Origin of the sequence: uncultured Clostridium sp. (assembly GCF_934754915.1) — a bacterium.
In the GTDB taxonomy this organism is placed as follows: domain Bacteria; phylum Bacillota; class Clostridia; order Clostridiales; family Clostridiaceae; genus Clostridium.
Map to the genome: position 1 here is coordinate 16,051 of NZ_CAKVKB010000029.1, position 19,821 is coordinate 35,871.

Sequence of the window (19,821 nt, forward strand, 5' to 3'; positions counted from 1 at the left end):
TATATATGTAAATTGAAAATTATTCAGATTAAAAGATATAAATACGAAGAGTTTTATAAAGAAGGGTAAAATAATAAGTATGAGCAATTTAAATAGAAATTTATCAGAAATAAAGGAACTAGAAAAAATATCACAAGGGGAGTCTATAATACACTCCCTAAATCCTATTTCTAAGATAATTGTTACTCTTGTATTCCTATTAGCAGTTGCATCTGTTGATAAATATGATGTAAGCTTGTTAATAGGATTTGTTTTTTATCCAGTAATATTGATTGAATTAGTAGATATTCCTAAAAAAGCATTATTAAAAAGAATAGCAGTAACTTTTCCACTTTGTATATGCATGGGAATTTCTAATTTAATATTAGATAAAAATATTTTATTTTATGTAAAAAATATTCCCGTAACTTATGGAATGTTATCTTGTATATCTATAATAATTAAAGTTATATTTATGGTCACATCTGTCTACATATTGGTTGCAACAACATCTATGGAAGAGATTTTTTATTCCTTAAAAAAAATGAAAATACCTAAAATCATAGTTGTCCAGTTTTTGTTATCATATAGATATATTTCAGTAATATTAAAAGAAACAATTACTATGTATAATGCATATTCATTGAGAAGTGGGGATGTAAAGGGAATAAAATTTGAACATATGGGAGCTTTTTTAGGTCAGATACTTTTGAAAAGTTTTAGCAGGGCAGAAGAAATATATATGGCCATGAAATGCAGAGGATTTGATGGTGTTTACCCAGTATCTTGTAAAAGAAATATGAAAATTAAAGATTATATATATATTGTGCTTGTATGCAGCATGATTTTAGGGATGCGGTTGATAAATATAAGCCTATATACATTTTATATTTTTAATTGATTCTGCATTAAAGGAGAAGCATTATGATAAATATTGAAAATTTGAATTATTGCTATGAAGATGGGAAAAAAGCATTAGAAAATATTGACTTGAAAATAAAAGAAGGAGAGACTATAGGCCTTTTAGGAGGAAATGGTGCAGGCAAATCCACATTAATTAAGTTACTTGTAGGAATATTGCAGCCTTCTTCAGGAAAGATAGAAGTTGATAATATTGAAACAAATAAGAAAAATTTAAAGGAAATAAGGAAAAAAGTTGGAGTGGTATTTCAAAATTCTGATAACCAGCTTTTTATGAATAAAGTATATGATGACATAGCTTTTGGACCTAGAAACAATAAAATGGATGAAAGTGATATAAAAAAGAAAATATTTGATATATCTAAAAAATTAGAAATTGAAAATCTTCTTGATAAGTCTCCTAACAATTTATCAGGAGGGGAAAAGAGAAAAGTATCTATAGGAACTGTTCTTGTTATGGAACCATCATATATATTATTTGATGAGCCCACATCTTTTTTAGATCCTAAAGGGAAGAGGCTTTTTATTGAAACAATAAAACATATTAATACTGCTAAAATTATAGCTACCCATGATTTAGATATGGTAAAAAAGATATGCAGCAGGGTTATAATTCTAAATGCAGGTAGGATTGTTTATAATGGAAGTGTTGAGGAAGCGTTATCCGATAAAGAAAAGTTGGAAATATGGAGTCTTGCATGATAGAGTAGGGATGTCCCACAAAAATTAAATTATGTCATGTATAGCATAAAAGAACTTGATTCAATGAATTTTATTTTTTAGTTAATTGTAGATATTTCATGATTGTGATTTTATAGAACAAAAACAAACATATGGTGAATATATGTATATTTGATATATTACTATGTGGATTTGCATTTAATATTTATGATAATATTAAAAATTTTCAATTATATGTTGCAAAATTGAAATTTATGTGATAAATGTAAAAGTATCAAAGAAATATTGAAAAGATTCCATATTTTGTTGAAAATTATCAATTACATATTGTTAATTGCAATATTAAAAGCTGCATTTAAAATTTATTTATATATGCAGAATACAAAATTTCAAATATAGAAAGATAATTGCGACATATAATTAATTTTTATGGATATTTGGAAAAATATATAACTGATGCAAAAGTTTGATATAATGATGACGATTATAAATAATGTAAACATTATGTTAAATTAGTGTGTAAATTTTGTTAAAATAAGAGTTTGTGTAAAAATATAATTTATACATATTAAAAATGTATATGAGGTAGTAAATTATGGATGATAAAAACAGAGAAGTATATACATTAGAAGATTTGAAATATTTTATAGATAATATTCCATATGCAGTATGGATAAAAGGCAGTGATGGAATTTATAAATATGTAAATGAATATTATGCAAAAGTAACTAATATGAATCCAGAAGATATAATTAATAAATCAGATTATGAGATAAGAAATAAAGATATATCGGATGCTTTTATTGCAGAAGATAGAGAAATCTTAAATGATGGTAAAACTGTTTTAAATAGAAAAACACCAGTAAATATGAATTATAAGAATTTTTTTGAAGTTTCCAGAATGATAATAAAAGATGATAAAGATATAAAATTAATTGGTGGGATAGGAAAAGATATTACTCTCAATGAAAATCTTTATAAAGAAATAGAAAGAAGTACATTAACCTTATTAGACACTGAAAATAAAAATTCAACTGATGAATTGGCATGGATTTTAAAAAATATTTTACAAGCAGATGGTATAACTATTTTTTTAATTGATGATGTTGATAAAAAAATGCATATATTTTTAAAAACATATGATGATGATATAATACCATGGGATTTTAATCTAAATTTTTCGGAAAAAAGCAAAACAAAGCTTTTAAAAGCATATTACAAAAACAGATGTTTTGGGAAAAAGTATCAGATTGGGAATTTTGTAAGCAATGTAAGGACATATTGTATTGAATTTGAACATGAACTTATTGGAATTTTGAACGTTCATTATGATAATGATAAAGAATCTAATATATCTTGTATCCATGAAGATATAATAAGAGAAACTTGTAGAAGACTTGGAATAATTATAAAAAATCGGCTTCTTGCTAATAAATACAAAATAGAACTTCAAAAAAGAGAAAAAAGTGAAAAAAAACTTCAGACTTTTTTGGAAAATACCATTGATTTTTATGTTGTTTTAAATAATGAAAAAAATTATTTTGACTTTGGATCAAAGAAAGAAACATTTAAAAAATTTTTTGGATATTCACTTGAGGAAATTCAAAAAAGATTTATTGAAAAAACACTGCGTCATCCAGATGATGATGAAAAAATGGATTATATGTATAAAGCAGCTAAAATTTGTAACAAAATTCAAGGCGTTGTTGTAAGATATTTATGTTATGATAATGAGTATAAGAGTATTAAATGGAATATAACCTACGTTAAAGAATATGATAGATTTTTTATTACAGGAAAAGATATCACATCAAAATTAAAATTGGAAAAAGAAAAAAAGGATTTAGAAAAGAAAATAGAAATAGAAAGTCTAAAGACAGATTTTTTTGCAAATATGTCTCATGAATTTAAAACACCTTTAAATATAATACTTACAACAGTACAAGTTTTAGCAGATAAGTTGGATAATCAAGATAAAGCAATTACTCCTGAAATGCTTAAAAAATATTTAAAGGGAGTAAAGCAGAATTCATATAGACTTTTAAAAATTGTAAATAATATAATGGATATTACTAAAATTGATAGTGGGAGTTATAAACTAGAGCTGGGAAATTATAATATTGTAAGTGTTGTTGAAGATATTGTAGATTCAGTAGTAGAATATATGGAAAACAATAAAAGAAACATAATTTTTGATACCATGGAAGAAGAAATAATAACTGCTTGTGATCCTATAAAAATAGAACGTATAATGTTGAATCTTCTTTCCAATGCATTGAAATACACAAATGAAGGCGGTCATATTAAAGTATTTATTGATATGGATAAAGAATTAAATGAAGTCATTATAAATGTATCTAATGATGGAGAACCTATATCTGATGAAAATAAGGAAAGAATTTTTGAAAGATTTACACAGTCTGGAGATTTGCTTACAAGAAAAAGAGAAGGTACAGGCATTGGATTATTTTTAGTTAGATTGTTGGTTGAACTTCATGGAGGAAGTATTTATGTGGATAATAAATGTGAAGAAGGAACTAAATTTGTAATAAAACTTCCTATTAAGTTAGTAAAAAAAGATTCAGAAAATTATAATTATACCAAACAGATAATATCAAAAGTCGAAACATGTAATATTGAATTTTCAGATATATATTCTTAAACTTTGAATTGTTATAATATATAATTAATGTAAAAAAAGTAATTTGAATTAAAAGTTAAAGTATTAATAAAATGTTTAATGAAAAGGTTTAATTTTGAAAAAATAAAAATTATATATGAATTATTGAGAATATCTGATTAAAGGAATATAATATATAGTATAAATAGGGATTTACATGGAGATAAATGGAGGATGATTAAAATGTTGAATAATATTAAACTGAAGCAAAAAATAATAGCTTTTTCAATGATTCTCGTTGGATTTAGTCTACTGATAGAAGGAATCAGTATTTTTCAGCAGAAAAAAATGAATAATGAAGATATTTCTTCAATTGAAAGCGTTATGAGATCAGAATATGATTTAAATATAAAAAATCAAGTTGAAGTTGCTGTAAGTATGGTTAATAATATTTACAATAATTATGAACAGGGAAAATATACTGAAGATGAAGCAAAAGAAATAGCAGCTGATCTCGTAAGAAATATGAGATATGGAGAATCTGGATATTTTTGGATTGATACTTATGATGGAGATAATGTTGTGCTTTTAGGAAGTGAAACAGAAGGTACGAATAGAATTGATGCAACAGATTCAAAAGGAAATACATATGTAGCAGATATAATAAAGGCAGCAAGAAATGGAGGGGGATATACAGAATACTATTTTACTAAAGAAGGAGAGGACAAGTTTATTTCTAAGAGGGGTTATAGTGAGGCATTTGAACCTTTTCAATGGGTTATAGGTACAGGAAATTACACAGATGATATAGATAAAGCAGTTAAAGATAAGGAAAATGAAGTGACAGGTGCATTTAATAAAAACATCATGACATTCAGCATCGTGATTTTTTGTGGAATAGTAGTTGCAATAGTAATTACAGTAATCATAATAAGAGAAATTTTAAATGGATTTAAACATATTGATGATAATATAAATGTTGTCGCACAAGGAAATTTTAAAGATGAAGTTTCAAAAGAATTATTGAACAGAAAAGATGATTTTGGAATAATGGCTGGAAAAATTAATGACATGAAGAAAACACTTAAAACATTAATAGGAAAAGCCAAAGAAACAACGAATAATAACAGTCTTTCTGTTGACAAAATAGGCAAGAACATAAATGATCTTTACAAAAGCATTGAAGAGATTTCAGCTGTTACAGAGCAATTGTCAGCAGAAATGCAGCAATGTGCAGCAAATTCTGAAGAAATATCAGCATCATCACATGAAATAGAAAAAGCTTCAGCATCTATGGCAGAAAAATCAGAACAGAGTTCTGTAAAAGCTATTGAAATTGCTAAGAGGGCAAAAGAAACAAAGGAAAGTGTTTTAAAATCTCAAAGAAAAGCATCAAAAGTAAGTGATGACATAAAGGAAGTAGTACAGTTATCTATTGATAAAGTTAAGATTGTTGATAAGATTTCGGTATTATCTGATGTTATATTGGATATAACAGAGCAGACTAATCTCCTTGCTTTAAATGCATCTATAGAAGCTGCAAGAGCTGGAGAAGCAGGAAAGGGATTTGTAGTGGTTGCAGAAGAAATAGGAACATTAGCTCAAAAGTCTCAGGATGCAGTAAAGGATATTCAAAATATTGCAGCAGAAGTTACTACTGTAGTAAATGAATTGGCTGAATCATCAAATACATTAATAACTTTTGTAAAGAAAGATGTATCTAAAGATTATCATAATTTTAATGATGTAGCAGAAAAATATGAGAATGATGCAGTATTTGTTGAAGGGTTGATTACAGATTTTAGTGCTACATCGGAAGAATTTTCGGCAACAATACAAAATATAATAATAGCAATTGAAGAAGTTGCAAAAGCTATAAGTGAAGCAGCAAATGGAGCAACTGAAATTGCAGGAAAAACAACTAATATATACAATAAATCAGTAGATATATTAAAAGAAACTGAAAAGACAAGTGAATATTCTGATGCATTAAATAACGAAATGAATAAATTCATAGTTTAAATGTAAATTTTATATATTATGAAAAATAGAACTGTTACATTAAGGATTATAACTGCAATATCTAGAAGTATTTTTTAAAGTTAAAAACTAGAATTGTGTAAATTAATTTCCATGCAGCAGTTCTATTTAATTTTTATGCGCTATTTAAGAGGTAAATATGATGAAAAATCAATCACAAGAATTTTATCAAATTGGTCAGGTATCAAGATTATGTAATATTCCAATAAAAACGTTAAGATATTATGATGAAATAGGGCTTTTAACTCCTGAAAATATTGATACAAGTAGTGGATATAGATATTATTCAAGAAAACAGCTTGTATTAGTTATTATAATAAAACATTTTAAAGAAGCAGGATTTTCTCTTAAAGAAATAAAAAAATTATTAGGAAGAGAGAATCTTAAATATAATCAAGAGAAAATTAAAGAAAAATACAATGAAATAGATGATAAAATAAATGATTTATTAAGGCTTAAAGAGAAACTTAAATTTTGTTTATATGAAGGAAAGGAGCGTTCTAAAATAAGCAGGGAAGCTGAAATAAAAATTAAATACATTCCAGAAATGTATGTGGCATATTTAAGAGAAAATATAAATGTAACTGTTGATGAGTTTACTATACAATATTGCAAACTTTTATCATTGATTGAAAAAAATAATTTTCATATGACTAAAAATGTTATGGCATTATATTATGATACGTGTATTGAATTTGAAGATAAAGCTAAAACAGATTACGATATTGAAGTTTGTGCATTTGTATCAGAAAATAAAGAAATTCCAGGGCTGGTTAGAAAATTTGGAGGATTTAAAGCTGTTTCAGCAATGCATTATGGAAGTTATGAAAATATGGCTGATGTATATAGAAAAATGATAAGTTATATAAAGAAAAATAAATATGAGATATGTGGACCTGCAATAGATAATTATATAGTTGATATAGTTAGTACTTGTAATGAAGATAATTATATTACAGAATTACTCATTCCTATAAAGTAGATAATCATGCAAGCTATATATTTTAATTAATAGTGTACAATATTATGTTTTGCAATAAATGATTAAATCTTCACAGGATTTCTTTTAAGTATTAAATTTTATTATTAGGAATAAAGATATATATGTTTTTATAGAGAATATAGAGAAATGGAAATTTAAGTATTGACTCTCCACTTACTGGAGGTTTTATCCTTAGTATATGGCTTTTGAATAAAAGCACAAATTTATTTATATGAGGTAGAAAAAGTATGGATAAATTAAGAAAACTTATAATTGATGATAATATTAAAGAAGAAACTGAAGAAAACATGATAAGAATAAAAGGAGCAAAACATCATAATCTAAAAAATGTAAGTTTGAAAATTCCTAAGAATAAACTTGTTGTTTTCACTGGTGTAAGCGGAAGTGGTAAATCTACACTTGTCTTTGATATTATACACGGAGAAGCACAAAGAAGATTTATGGATGGACTTTCAACATTTGAAAAAAGGTCTATTGGAAAAATTGAAAAGGCTAAAGTGGAATATATATGTGGCTTGACACCATCTATAGCAATAGAACAAAAAAGTGTAAGTAAAAATCCTAGATCTACAGTTGGAACCCTTACTGAGATTTCAGATTATATGAGGCTTTTATATTCAAGAATAGGCATTGTAAAGAAAAAAATTCTGATGCAGATTCATTTTTAGTATTAAAAGGGGCATGCCACAATAATCTGAAAAATATAACAGTGCATTTTCCATTAAATAAAATGACATGTGTTACAGGGGTCAGTGGAAGTGGTAAGAGCAGTCTTATAAGTGAGACATTAGAGCCGTTATTAGATAATATATTGAATAATGGAAAAAATACAGTAGGAAAATATGATGAAATTTCAGGATATGAAAATTTAGATAAGGTTATAAATATATCACAAGAACCAATAGGAAGAACACCAAGGTCAAATCCAGCAACATATACAGGAGTTTTTGACAAAATAAGAAAGGTCTTTGCAGATACGTCTTATGCTAAAGAGCATAAAATGAATGCAGATTATTTCAGTTTTAATTCTACTAAGGGGAGATGTCCATGTTGTGAAGGTCAGGGACAGATAAAAGTAGAGATGCACTTTCTTCCAGATGTATGGATGGAATGTGATGAGTGTAATGGAAAAAGATTTAAAGAGGAAGTTCTATGTAATACGATTAATGGGAAAAGCATTTCAGATGTATTAAATATAGATGTTGATGAAGCATTGGAATTTTTTAAGGAATTTAATGACATACATAAGATTCTTAAGGTATTAAAGGATGTAGGATTAGGATATATAAAATTAGGACAGAGTGCAACAATATTAAGTGGAGGAGAAGCTCAAAGAGTAAAGCTTGCAAAAGAACTGAGCAAAAAAGCTAAAGGAAAAACACTATATATTTTTGATGAACCTACAACAGGACTTCATTTTCATGATATAAAACTATTGAATGACATATTTAATAAACTTTTAGAAGAAGGTCATACATTAATTATTATAGAGCATAATCTAAACATAATTAATTCAGCAGACTGGATTGTGGATATAGGTCCAGAAGGTGGAAATGATGGTGGACAGCTTGTGGCAGAAGGAAGCAGGGATGAGGTTAAAAGATGTAAAGAAAGTGTTACAGCAGCCTTTATAAGATAAATTTTTATTAAATACTGAAATAAATTTTTTTATTGAACAGATACTGATTTTTAGATAAATCAGATTTGAATATAAAAGATAATTTAAAACAGGGACGTTATGATGTTATGATAATTCCTAAAGACACTTCTAAATTAGCAATTATAATTGAATTTAAGAAAATAAAAGAGAGCAACATTAAAACTATAGAAAAAGGAATAGAAGAAGCACTAAAGCAGATTGAAAAAAGTCAATATGAAAGGAAATTAAAAATAAGAAATATAAATAATATACTAAAGCTTGCAATTGTACCCGTACATTTGTAAAGAAAGCATAGTAAACTTATAATATAACAAAAATATTAGTATAAGTTTGTTGTAGGAGAGAAGAATAATGGATGGTAAATTAAGTACAAGAGAATTAGTTTTAATGGGATTAATGATAGCATTAGTATGGCTTGCAGGAAGTGTAATAAAGATTCCATCAGTTGGTGGATTTGTTCATATTGGAGATTGTATGGTATTTTTATGTGCTGTAGTTTTAGGAAAGAAAAAGGGAGCATTAGCAAGTGCAATAGGAATGATGCTTGTTGATGCACTTGGAGGATATTACTTATGGGCTCCATTTACTTTTATAATTAAAGGAGCAATGGCTTATATTGCAGGAAGTATATTAGAAAAATTAGAATTAAGTCATAGCAAATCATTCAGCTATATTACAGCTTTTTTAGTGAGTGGAATATTTATGGTTATAGCTTACTTTGGAGCTGGAATAATAATGGCAGGATTTTTAACTGATAAAGTGGGATTAATTCAAGGAATTGCATTTTCAGCAAAAGATATAGCAGGAAATATAATTCAGGTAGGTACTGGAATAGTTATAGCATTGCCAGTAAGTGCAGTTATTTTAAAAGCAAAAGCTGAAGCTTTTTCAATGTAAAAATAAATATAATAACTTTTAAATAATAATTTTTTAGAACACTTATCATGAGCTTTTAATATAATGCTTTATAACATATTATATTAGAAGGATGATTAGCAATGCCAATAAGAAGAAAGAAGAATGTATTTATAGATAGAAGTATAAAAAAGAAAAAAGAAACAATTTTAATTGAAGTTCCTAAGAATGCAGAAATTGGTGAATATGTAAATGGATTTGAAGTTATAAAAAAGGTAAAAAGATTTGGTAAGTATTATGTTAAAGTTAAAAACAAGTAAGTAAATGTTTATTTTTAAAAAAAAATGATATAATATATAATAAAAGTCAGAGTAAATTTATTACTCTGACTATACAAAATAATATAGTTGTTTAAGCAACTGATATCACTAAATTTATTTTAAATAAAATTTAGTAGCATCCAAATTGCGGTGGGGGCTACTATTTTTTTGTAAATTTTTCTATAATAGCAACTATCAAAGTTAATAGCGATATTAAGAATAAACCACTTTGAAATAGCAACATTAAAATATCAATATTCATATTTAGTATCACCTCCTTTAAAAGTAAAGAAAGTGATATCAGCAGCCCACCAGCATTATATTAAATTGTACTTTAAAATTATTGAACTATTTTATGAAAAATATACTTTAAAAGATTAAGAATATCTAATAATATAACTTGAACTTTTATTTTTTGTGGTATAATATAGTAATATAGAGAAATATTTATAATGAATAAATTTTAATAATTTTTACTAGGGGAGCTTGAAAAAGCTGAGATTGGAATGAGTTCCTAAACCCTTATGACCTGATTTGGTTAATGCCAACGTAGGGAAGTACTAATAATATGTTGTTTTTATTGAGTTTATTTAGTGCAGTCCTTATAGCTGCACTTTTTTATTTTCAATTATAATTGTGTGTTAAATAATTTTTCAGATCATATTAAGGAGGAGAGTAATTATGGGAGAAAAAAGCAAGGCTCAAAAAATTGCCTTAAGTGGAGTGCTTATTGCTTTAGCAGTAGTTTTTGGAACATTTTCTATTCCAATTGGAGTGGCCAAAATATCACCAGTACAGCATTTTGTTAATGTTGTTGGAGCTATAACACTTGGACCAGTTTATGCAGTAGCAAATGCATTTATTGCATCATTAATAAGAAATATTTTAGGGACAGGAAGTCTTCTGGCGTTTCCAGGAAGTATGGTAGGAGCATTTTTAGCAGGAATTCTTTATAAAAATATAAAGAAAATTTTCTCAGCAGTAATTGGAGAAGTTTTTGGAACTGGTATACTTGGAGCATTACTTGCATATCCATTGGCTAAGTTTTTTATGGGAAAAGAAGGAGCAATATTTATGTTTGTAACTCCTTTTATAATGAGTTGTACAGCAGGTGCTATCATTGGATATATATTTCTAAAAATACCTGTAATACAAAAAATTTTAATAGATAATGAGAATATTAATGATAGAAATATAAAACATGCTTAATAAGTTTTATATTATGTTCTAATAATAAAATTGCATAGTATTAAATAAATCTTTCAAAGATTTATTATTCATTGCAAATTGTCAATTGGAACATTAATTCACAATGAATAATGGTTAAAATACATACTTGATTAGTGACATTAAATAGAGAGAGGATGATTTATTTTGTTTAGAGCATTAACAATTGCAGGTTCAGATAGTTGTGGAGGAGCAGGAATTCAGGCAGATTTGAAATCATTTCAGGCCAATGGAGTATATGGAATGAGTGTTATTACAGCAGTAACAGTTCAAAATACAATGGGGGTTTTTGGAATACAGGATATTACTCCGGAAATAATTGAAGGACAGATAAATGCAATTTTTGAAGATATAAGGGTAGATGCTGTGAAAATTGGAATGGTATCAAAAATAGAATCTATAAAAGCAATAGCAAAATCATTAAGAAATGTAAAAAATTTGCCTAAAGTAGTGTTAGATCCTGTTATGATTTCAAAAAGCGGATTTAATTTATTATCAAGAGATGCAAAGGATACTTTGGTGAAAGAATTATTTCCTTTAGCAGAATTGATAACTCCTAATCTTCCTGAAGCAGAAGAAATATTAGGGATTGAAATTAAAAATGTTGATGAAATGAAAGAGGCAGCATTAAAGCTTAAGGAATTAGGACCTAAAGCTGTTCTTGTTAAAGGTGGCCATTTGAAAGATGATGCTACAGATTTATTGTTTGATGGGGAGAACTTTATTTTGTTACCACAAGAAAGAATAAATACTACTCATACTCATGGAACAGGATGCACATTATCATCAGCAATAGCTGCAAATTTAGCAAAAGGAATGACAATTGAAGAAGCAGTAAGAGCAGGAAAGAAATATATAACAACTGCCATTAAGCATGGTTTTGAATTAGGAAAAGGTGTAGGTCCTACTAATCATTTTTATGAATTATATAAAGCATCAGGGAAATATGAGGAACTTACTGGAGAAAATGAAGATTAATTTTTAACTAAGAAAGTGTGGGGGATAAAAATGAATTATAAAACTCAAATGGAAGCGGCTAAAAAAGGCATAGTGACAAAGGAAATGAAAACTGTAGCAGAGAAGGAAAACATGTCTGTAGAAAAATTAATGACTTTAATGGCAGAGGGAAAGGTGGTTATACCAGCTAATGTTAACCATAAATCAATCAGCCCTGAAGGGATTGGTGATGGTCTTAAAACTAAGATTAATGTGAATTTGGGTATTTCAGGAGACTCTGTTGATTACTGCAGGGAAATGGAAAAGGTTAAGCTTGCTATAGAATATGGTGCAGAAGCTATTATGGATTTAAGTAATTATGGCAAGACACAGGAATTCAGAGAAAAACTTATAGAATATTCTAAAGCTATGATAGGAACAGTGCCAATGTATGATGCTATTGGATACCTTGAAAAAGATCTTTTGGATATTAAAGCAGAAGATTTTTTAGAAGTTGTAAGAGCTCATGCTAAACAGGGAGTTGACTTTGTTACAATTCATGCAGGTATAAATAAACGAACTGTTGAACTATTTAAAGAAGATAAGAGAAAAATGAATATAGTATCAAGAGGTGGTTCTTTATTATTTGCATGGATGGAGATGACAGGAAATGAAAATCCGTTTTATGAACATTATGATGAGTTATTAGATATCCTAAGAGAATATGATGTCACTATAAGTCTTGGAGATGCTATGAGACCAGGATGTATAGATGATTCAACAGATGCAGGGCAGATTACTGAACTTATTGAGTTAGGACTTTTGACTAAGAGAGCATGGGAAAAAGATGTTCAGGTTATGATTGAAGGACCAGGACATATGGCAATGAATGAAATTGCAGCAAATATGAAAATTGAGAAAAGACTATGTCATGGAGCACCTTTCTATGTTCTTGGGCCTCTTGTAACAGATATTGCACCAGGATATGATCACATTACATCAGCAATAGGCGGAGCCATTGCAGCAACAAATGGAGCAAACTTCCTTTGTTATGTAACACCAGCAGAACATTTGAGATTACCTGACATAAATGATGTTAAGGAAGGAATAATTGCATCTAAAATAGCAGCTCATGCAGCAGATATAGCTAATGGAATTCCTGGAGCAAGAGACAGGGATAATGCTATGGCAGAAGCACGTCATAAACTTGACTGGGATGAGATGTTTAAAATTGCAATTGATGGAAAGAAAGCTAAAGAATATTTTGAAAGCATACCACCAGAAGAAAAGCATAGCTGTTCTATGTGTGGAAAGATGTGTGCTGTAAGAACTACCAATATGATTCTTAATGGTGAAAAAGTAGAGTTAAAACAAAAGTAGAATAAACAAAAAAGAAATAGAGGATTAATCAATATGAATAAAGTTATAGCAGAAAAAATAGGTGATTTATTAATTAAATTAAAAGCAGAGAAACCATTAGTACATAATATAACTAATTATGTTACAGTAAATGATTGTGCCAATATTCTTCTTGCAATAGGGGCATCGCCAATAATGGCAGATGATTTAAAAGAAGCAGCAGATATTACATCAATTGCTTCTGCTCTTGTAATAAATATTGGAACTTTGAATGAGAGAACAATAGAATCAATGATTGCTTCAGGGAAAAAGGCTAATGAGTTAAATATACCAGTTGTTTTTGATCCAGTTGGAGCTGGAGCATCAAAATTCAGGAACGATACAACAAAAAGAATTCTAAAAGAAGTTAAGATAAGTGTTTTACGTGGAAATATGTCTGAAATAAAATTTATTGCAGGATTGGAAGCTGAGACTAAAGGCGTTGATGCATCAGATAAAGATTTAAAATCAGATAACCATGAAGGAATAAAGCTGGCTAAACTTTTAGCAGACAGATTTAATTGCACTGTTGCTATAACTGGGGTTACGGATTTTGTTTCTGATGGAAAGAGAGCAGCAGTTCTTGAAAATGGAACAAAAATGCTTTCTAATATAACAGGAACTGGATGTATGACTACAGCATTAGTTGGTGGATATTTAGGAGCATGTGAAAATTCTGATGACTATTTTATTGCAGCAATTGCAGGTGTCATTTCCATGGGAATATGTGGAGAAATTGCAGAAGAAAAAGCAGGAAATATAGGTCTTGGCAGTTTTCATATGGCTATAATGGATGCAATAAGCAATCTTGATAAGGAAACTATAATTGATAGAAACAAGATTAATTAATATTTAATTTAGTTATTATTAAATGTTAATTGGAAGTGGAGGACTTAATTATGAAACCAGAAATAGATTATAGTATCTATCTTGTAACAGATAGAGATTTAATGAGTACTGAGACTTTAGAAGAAGCAGTAGAAGAAGCAATAAAGGGAGGATGTACATTAATTCAGTTGAGAGAAAAAGAATGTTCATCTTTAGATTTTTATAATACAGCAGTAAATGTAAAAAAGATAACTGATAAATATAGCATACCTTTATTGATAAATGACAGACTTGATATTGCATTAGCAGTAGATGCAGCAGGTGTTCATGTTGGTCAGAGTGATTTACCATGTTCTATAGTGAGAAAAATAATAGGTGATGACAAAATTATTGGAGTTTCAGCTGGAAATCTTAAGGATGCAATGAAAGCACAGGAAGATGGTGCAGATTACATAGGTGTAGGAGCAATGTATGCTACTGGAACTAAGAAAGATGCAAAGCCAACAAGCATGGAAGAATTAAAGAAAATAAGAAAAAATGTATCTATTCCTATTGTTGTTATAGGTGGAATTAATAAAGATAGAGTTAAGGATTTTGATGGAATTGGAATAGATGGACTCGCAATAGTTTCTGCAATAATAGCTCAAAAAGATATAAGAAAAGCAACTCAAGATTTAAAAACTTTATTTGCAGATTTATAATTTTTAGAAATGATTAAAAAAGAAATTTTGAAAATATTTAAGTACTAAATATAAATTATCAAATTTACAATATTAATTGCAAAATATATAGATAGTGTACTAATAGAACATATCTTTTTCTATAGTACACTATTTTGTTTAAGAATTAAAAAAGTTGGTATATACTATATATTATATAAAAAATAATAAAATTCCATATTCAGTATACTATATTCATATAGTAGTATATATTATCATGATTAGAACAGATATGTGTTTTCAATAAGGCTTATATGAATTAAGGTCTGATAAGGGATATATTATATATGCTGTAATATTAAAATAACATTGCTAATTTATTTAACGCATATAAAAATTAAAGAAATCTTGTAAAGATTTTATCATTCATTGTCAATTGAAATTATAAACTAATTAAAGCATGAAAGGTAAATGAAAATTGGATAATAGACAAAGAATATTTTACGCATTAAAAAAATATTATGGATTTGATACTTTGAGAAGAGGTCAGTATGAAATAATAACAAGTATATTAAACAATAGAGATACTTTCTGTCTTATGCCTACAGGAGGAGGAAAATCACTCTGCTATCAGATTCCAGCTATATTATTTCAAGGAGTGACAATAGTAATTTCTCCTTTAATATCATTGATGAAAGATCAGGTTGATAATTTGTCTGAAACAGGAATAAAGGGAGCATATATAAACAGCACTCAAAATATGGACACAATAAAAAAGATACTTTTAGATGCATCTATGGGAGAATATAAAATAATATACATTTCTCCTGAAAGATTGGAATCCAGAGTGTTTATTGATATGGTTAAAGATATTCATATTTCGCAGATTGCAATAGATGAAGCACACTGTGTATCACAATGGGGACACGATTTTAGAAAAAGTTATCTTAGCATTTCTGATTTTTATGAAAAATTGAAAAGCAAGCCAGTGATTTCAGCATTTACTGCAACAGCTACCAAAGAAGTACGTGAAGATTCAATAAAACTTTTAGGATTAAAAAATCCATTTATATATAGAGGTGATATAAACCGAGAAAATTTAAGGCTTCAAGTGTTAAAAGAAGTTGATAAACTTGAAGAATTAAAGGATATAATAAGGGAAAATCAAGAGGAATCGGGAATAATCTATTGTGCTTCAAGGAAAGAAGTGGATATGCTTCATTATTACCTAAAGGATTTAGGATATAATGTTGGAAAATATCATGGTGGTTTGAGCGATAATGATAAGGAAAAATATCAGGAGGATTTTCTTTATGAGAGAACAGATATAATAATTGCAACAAATGCATTTGGAATGGGTATAGATAAGTCAAATATAAGATATATAGTACATTTTACGCTTCCTCAGAATATAGAATCATATTATCAGGAAATTGGAAGAGGGGGAAGAGATGGTGAGCTATGCAAGTGTTATTTATTTTATTCAGAAAGTGACATAAGCAGAGTTGAGTACATAATAAATAAGAGTTCGCTTATGAGCAGAAAAGAAGTTCAGCTTAGAAAGTTACAGTCTATGATTGATTACTGTAATCTTAATGAATGTTACAGAAAATTTATATTAAATTATTTTGGAAATGAAAATAAAATTAATTATTGTAATAACTGCAGCAATTGCCTTAATGACGATGAATTAAAGGATTTTACAAGAGAAACTCAGATGATATTATCAACTGTATTCAGGACACGTGAAAAATTTGGAATTTCTGTTTTAGTTGATATATTAAGAGGATTTAAGGGACCTAAAATAATACAAAATAGATTGGATACAGTGACTACATATGGAATAATGAAGGATTATGGAAATTCATTTATAAAAGATCTTATAAAAAGTCTTTTAAATGAAGGCTATGTTGATCTTAAAGAGGGGACATATTCAATGTTGAAATTAAATGCCAGATCAATGAAAGTTCTTAAAGGAAAGGAGACTGTTTTATTTAAGATTCTTGATAATGATGAACCTATACTAGATGAACAATTGTTCCAAAGGTTAAAACAATGGAGAAAAATGAAGGCTTACAAAGAAAATATAAAACCTTATATAATTTTTTCAGACGCAACTCTTACATCAATAAGCAATATGAAACCTAAAAATCTTGAAGAACTTATGGAAATCAGAGGTGTTGGTGAAAAGAAAATTAAAGCTTATGGAAATGAAATATTAAAACTTATTAGCAGTAAATAAATATAAATATTTTTTTAATTTCAGAAAAAAATAAGATTTAATATAAATCAAATGGTATATAATATAAATTATAGATTAAATAGTCAATAACTATAAATATATTGACTATTTTTTATATTTTAAATTAAAAAATATTAATAATAGATAACCTGAATAATATTTTATACAATTAAGTTTGAATTATAAAATAATATTAGGATAATTAGGAAAAAGTTTACCATAAATTTTAAATGATAAGGTATGGGGGAAAAAATGAAATATTTTAAGTATTTAAAGGAGTATGAAAAAGAAAAAATATTTTTTAGAAATCCTGAGGAATTTAATAATAATAGTAATATGAGTATATTGAAATATTCTATAGGGGCATTACTTTATATACCAGCAATAAATAAAAAAATGTTAAACAGTTTTGTAAGTAATGGGATAAAAGAACTTACATCAGTTTCTATATGTCTTGAAGATTCAGTTGGAGAAAATGGTGAAGCTGAAGGAATTGAAAACATGAAATGGGCTTTTTTAGAGCTTAAAAAGAATATCAAAAAAGGAGTATTTGAAAAAAATCAAATTCCATTGATATTTATAAGGCCTAAAAATTCAGAACAAATGCTTAAATTTAGTGATGTATTGAAAGAAAATCTTAATCTTATTACAGGAATAATAATACCAAAAGCTAATTCGGAAGTTATAGAGCAATTTATTGAAAAACTTGGACAGATAGGATGCAGTAGTTTATATCTGATGCCTATAATTGAAACTACAGAATTCACTGATATAAATAGAAAATATGATTCATTATTAAGATTATATAAAACTATTGAAAAATACAAAAAGAGAATTCTTAATATAAGAATAGGTGTTACTGATATATTAGGAGCATATAGATTACGAAGAAACAAAAAGTTTACTATTTATGATAATATGATTTTTCATAAATTTTCATCAGATTTAATGAGTATTTTTGGAGGAAATCAGGAACTGGACATTCCCATAAGTGGTGGTGTATCAGAGTTTTATGATATGACCAATCCTGAAATATTAGAATCATATTTAAGAGAAATGGATATTGATAGACTTAATGGCTTTATAGGGAAAACAGTAATACATCCTCTTCAGATGAGAATTGTACAAGCTAAACATGTTATAAGTTATGAAGATTATATTGATGCAGAAAGGATTATTTCAGATGTTGATAATAAATCAGGAGTAAGTGCAAGCTTTTCAAGAGAGAGAATGAATGAAGTCAACCCTCATTTAAAATGGGCTCAAAAGATAATCAGACTTGCAGAAATATATGGAGTTTTTAATGAAGGGATAGATTTTAATGATATACTCAGATTTTAAATGTACAATTGATATTAAAAAAAATCCATTAAATTTAAATATAAATGACTATTTAGAAGTTGCTTTAAGAGATAATCCTAAAAGAAGATTTTTATTTGTTTCTAAAACGTTAGGAAAACATTTACCTGTAAATCCTAAAAAGGTTGATGAACTTGGAAAAAATCTTTCATATGCATATAAGAAAAAATATAAAAATTATATACATGAAAGACAGATGGTTATAGGATTTGCAGAAACAGCAACTTGTCTTGCACATTCATTTTTTAATTATCTCGAAAGTGCAGAATTTTTTATTCATACAACGCGGGAAAATGTGTGTGGTGCAAAGAAACTTGAGTTTCTAGAAGAACATTCTCATGCAACTGAACAAAATTTATATATAGATAATCTAAATGAAGATGATATTAATAGTGTAGATTCAATAATATTAGTTGATGATGAAATAACAACTGCAAAGACATGTATAAATATGATAAGGCAGATGCAGAAGATTTATAATGTAAAAAAATATGTGATAGCTTCAATATTAAACTGGATTGATGAAGAAAGAAAAGCAGAAATAGAATCTCAGGCTATGGAAATGGGATGCGATATAAGTTTTGTATATCTTTTTAATGGAAGTTTCAATTTTTCAATGGATAAAGATATATTATTGACAGATAAGATTGAAAAAGTTGAAAAAATTAATAATGATGTTGAAATAAATAATATAAAACTTGATTTTTCTAATTATATTGGAGAGAAAAAATATATTAAATATACAGGAAGATTTGGAATAGGAAGGTCAGAGCAGAATGAACTTTTAAGAATTATTGAAAGAGAAAGTAAAAAGCTTAAGATAAAATATGATAATGCGCCAATTCTGACGTTGGGAATAGAAGAATTTATGTACATTCCTATGCTCTTAAGCAAAAAAATCCAAGGAGATGTATATTATCATTCAATAACAAGGAGTCCTATAATTCCAAGAGACATAGAAGGATATCCTATAAAGAAAAAATATATGCTTGAAAGTTTTTACAATAAAAATACAAACTTTATATACAATTTAAATGCAAATAAATATAAGGAATGTTTTTTGTTTATTGAGATAGAAAAAGACAATAAAAAA

19 protein-coding genes and 1 riboswitch are annotated in these 19,821 nt (G+C 27.5%); of the genes, 18 read left to right on the forward strand and 1 reads right to left on the reverse strand.

Features of this window, described 5'->3' with window-relative positions; genetic code table 11:
• Window positions 1-79: 79 nt before the first annotated feature.
• The 10 genes from cbiQ (at window position 80) to Q0F58_RS06915 (ending at window position 10,079) form a co-directional block, all read left to right on the forward strand.
• Window positions 80-880, forward strand: coding sequence for a cobalt ECF transporter T component CbiQ (gene cbiQ, locus Q0F58_RS06870; protein WP_294374137.1), 801 nt, complete (start codon window positions 80-82; stop codon window positions 878-880).
• A gap of 23 nt (window positions 881-903) precedes the next feature.
• Entirely contained in the window at window positions 904-1,602 is a 699-nt protein-coding gene (locus Q0F58_RS06875) for an energy-coupling factor ABC transporter ATP-binding protein (protein ID WP_294374139.1), read from the forward strand.
• A gap of 574 nt (window positions 1,603-2,176) precedes the next feature.
• Window positions 2,177-4,243: an ATP-binding protein gene (locus Q0F58_RS06880; RefSeq protein ID WP_294374140.1), complete on the forward strand. Its 2,067-nt coding sequence runs from the start codon at window positions 2,177-2,179 to the stop codon at window positions 4,241-4,243.
• 201 nt (window positions 4,244-4,444) lie between these two features.
• Window positions 4,445-6,223, forward strand: coding sequence for a methyl-accepting chemotaxis protein (locus Q0F58_RS06885; RefSeq protein ID WP_294374142.1), 1,779 nt, complete (start codon window positions 4,445-4,447; stop codon window positions 6,221-6,223).
• Between the two features lie 157 nt (window positions 6,224-6,380).
• On the forward strand, window positions 6,381-7,223 hold the full coding sequence (locus tag Q0F58_RS06890; protein ID WP_294374143.1) for a MerR family transcriptional regulator: 843 nt from the start codon (window positions 6,381-6,383) through the stop codon (window positions 7,221-7,223).
• 248 nt (window positions 7,224-7,471) lie between these two features.
• Window positions 7,472-7,912, forward strand: a complete 441-nt coding sequence (locus Q0F58_RS06895) for an ATP-binding cassette domain-containing protein (RefSeq protein WP_294374144.1) — start codon at window positions 7,472-7,474, stop codon at window positions 7,910-7,912.
• Window positions 7,913-7,953: 41 nt separating this feature from the next.
• On the forward strand, window positions 7,954-8,883 hold the full coding sequence (locus tag Q0F58_RS06900) for an ATP-binding cassette domain-containing protein (protein ID WP_294374146.1): 930 nt from the start codon (window positions 7,954-7,956) through the stop codon (window positions 8,881-8,883).
• Window positions 8,884-8,948: 65 nt separating this feature from the next.
• Window positions 8,949-9,188, forward strand: coding sequence for a PD-(D/E)XK nuclease domain-containing protein (locus Q0F58_RS06905; RefSeq protein ID WP_294374148.1), 240 nt, complete (start codon window positions 8,949-8,951; stop codon window positions 9,186-9,188).
• A gap of 67 nt (window positions 9,189-9,255) precedes the next feature.
• A complete protein-coding gene (locus tag Q0F58_RS06910) occupies window positions 9,256-9,801 on the forward strand; it encodes an ECF transporter S component (RefSeq protein ID WP_294374150.1) in 546 nt (181 codons plus the stop codon).
• Window positions 9,802-9,902: 101 nt separating this feature from the next.
• Window positions 9,903-10,079, forward strand: a complete 177-nt coding sequence (locus Q0F58_RS06915; RefSeq protein WP_294374151.1) for a hypothetical protein — start codon at window positions 9,903-9,905, stop codon at window positions 10,077-10,079.
• Between the two features lie 160 nt (window positions 10,080-10,239).
• Here Q0F58_RS06915 and Q0F58_RS06920 read toward each other — a convergent pair whose 3' ends face one another.
• Window positions 10,240-10,341, reverse strand: coding sequence for a putative holin-like toxin (locus tag Q0F58_RS06920; RefSeq protein ID WP_367118158.1), 102 nt, complete (start codon window positions 10,339-10,341; stop codon window positions 10,240-10,242).
• 206 nt (window positions 10,342-10,547) lie between these two features.
• Window positions 10,548-10,652, forward strand: a riboswitch (TPP riboswitch).
• 108 nt (window positions 10,653-10,760) lie between these two features.
• Here Q0F58_RS06920 and thiW point away from each other — a divergent pair.
• From thiW to Q0F58_RS06960, 8 genes are all read left to right on the forward strand, one after another.
• The gene (gene thiW / locus Q0F58_RS06925; RefSeq protein WP_294374153.1) at window positions 10,761-11,288 is read left to right on the forward strand and encodes an energy coupling factor transporter S component ThiW; all 528 of its coding nucleotides are present in this window, start codon (window positions 10,761-10,763) and stop codon (window positions 11,286-11,288) included.
• A 165-nt stretch (window positions 11,289-11,453) separates the two neighbouring features.
• On the forward strand, window positions 11,454-12,284 hold the full coding sequence (thiD, locus tag Q0F58_RS06930; protein ID WP_294374155.1) for a bifunctional hydroxymethylpyrimidine kinase/phosphomethylpyrimidine kinase: 831 nt from the start codon (window positions 11,454-11,456) through the stop codon (window positions 12,282-12,284).
• 30 nt (window positions 12,285-12,314) lie between these two features.
• Window positions 12,315-13,622 (forward strand): phosphomethylpyrimidine synthase ThiC, encoded by a 1,308-nt coding sequence (gene thiC, locus Q0F58_RS06935; RefSeq protein ID WP_294374156.1) that lies wholly within the window; start codon window positions 12,315-12,317, stop codon window positions 13,620-13,622.
• A gap of 33 nt (window positions 13,623-13,655) precedes the next feature.
• Window positions 13,656-14,489 carry a hydroxyethylthiazole kinase gene (gene thiM, locus Q0F58_RS06940; RefSeq protein ID WP_294374157.1) on the forward strand — a complete coding sequence of 278 codons (834 nt, stop codon included), beginning with the start codon at window positions 13,656-13,658 and terminating at the stop codon, window positions 14,487-14,489.
• 50 nt (window positions 14,490-14,539) lie between these two features.
• The gene (gene thiE / locus Q0F58_RS06945) at window positions 14,540-15,169 is read left to right on the forward strand and encodes a thiamine phosphate synthase (RefSeq protein WP_294374159.1); all 630 of its coding nucleotides are present in this window, start codon (window positions 14,540-14,542) and stop codon (window positions 15,167-15,169) included.
• A 436-nt stretch (window positions 15,170-15,605) separates the two neighbouring features.
• Entirely contained in the window at window positions 15,606-17,369 is a 1,764-nt protein-coding gene (gene recQ, locus Q0F58_RS06950) for a DNA helicase RecQ (protein ID WP_294374166.1), read from the forward strand.
• Window positions 17,370-17,621: 252 nt separating this feature from the next.
• The gene (locus Q0F58_RS06955) at window positions 17,622-18,710 is read left to right on the forward strand and encodes an HpcH/HpaI aldolase/citrate lyase family protein (RefSeq protein ID WP_294374168.1); all 1,089 of its coding nucleotides are present in this window, start codon (window positions 17,622-17,624) and stop codon (window positions 18,708-18,710) included.
• A partial coding sequence (locus Q0F58_RS06960) for a phosphoribosyltransferase family protein (protein ID WP_294374170.1) occupies window positions 18,691-19,821 on the forward strand: 1,131 nt, incomplete at its 3' end. The genes Q0F58_RS06955 and Q0F58_RS06960, both read left to right, overlap by 20 nt.

What these genes read in the sequence shown, in the direction of transcription:
- Q0F58_RS06915 (WP_294374151.1), top strand. Translation starts at nt 9,903, where the DNA reads ATGCCAATAAGAAGAAAGAAGAATGTATTTATAGATAGAAGTATAAAA.
- cbiQ (WP_294374137.1), top strand. Translation starts at nt 80, where the DNA reads ATGAGCAATTTAAATAGAAATTTATCAGAAATAAAGGAACTAGAAAAA.
- Q0F58_RS06895 (WP_294374144.1), top strand. Translation starts at nt 7,472, where the DNA reads ATGGATAAATTAAGAAAACTTATAATTGATGATAATATTAAAGAAGAA.
- Q0F58_RS06910 (WP_294374150.1), top strand. Translation starts at nt 9,256, where the DNA reads ATGGATGGTAAATTAAGTACAAGAGAATTAGTTTTAATGGGATTAATG.
- Q0F58_RS06955 (WP_294374168.1), top strand. Translation starts at nt 17,622, where the DNA reads ATGAAATATTTTAAGTATTTAAAGGAGTATGAAAAAGAAAAAATATTT.
- Q0F58_RS06890 (WP_294374143.1), top strand. Translation starts at nt 6,381, where the DNA reads ATGATGAAAAATCAATCACAAGAATTTTATCAAATTGGTCAGGTATCA.
- thiE (WP_294374159.1), top strand. Translation starts at nt 14,540, where the DNA reads ATGAAACCAGAAATAGATTATAGTATCTATCTTGTAACAGATAGAGAT.
- thiW (WP_294374153.1), top strand. Translation starts at nt 10,761, where the DNA reads ATGGGAGAAAAAAGCAAGGCTCAAAAAATTGCCTTAAGTGGAGTGCTT.
- thiM (WP_294374157.1), top strand. Translation starts at nt 13,656, where the DNA reads ATGAATAAAGTTATAGCAGAAAAAATAGGTGATTTATTAATTAAATTA.
- Q0F58_RS06880 (WP_294374140.1), top strand. Translation starts at nt 2,177, where the DNA reads ATGGATGATAAAAACAGAGAAGTATATACATTAGAAGATTTGAAATAT.
- Q0F58_RS06885 (WP_294374142.1), top strand. Translation starts at nt 4,445, where the DNA reads ATGTTGAATAATATTAAACTGAAGCAAAAAATAATAGCTTTTTCAATG.
- thiC (WP_294374156.1), top strand. Translation starts at nt 12,315, where the DNA reads ATGAATTATAAAACTCAAATGGAAGCGGCTAAAAAAGGCATAGTGACA.
- Q0F58_RS06920 (WP_367118158.1), bottom strand. Translation starts at nt 10,341, where the DNA reads ATGAATATTGATATTTTAATGTTGCTATTTCAAAGTGGTTTATTCTTA.
- Q0F58_RS06875 (WP_294374139.1), top strand. Translation starts at nt 904, where the DNA reads ATGATAAATATTGAAAATTTGAATTATTGCTATGAAGATGGGAAAAAA.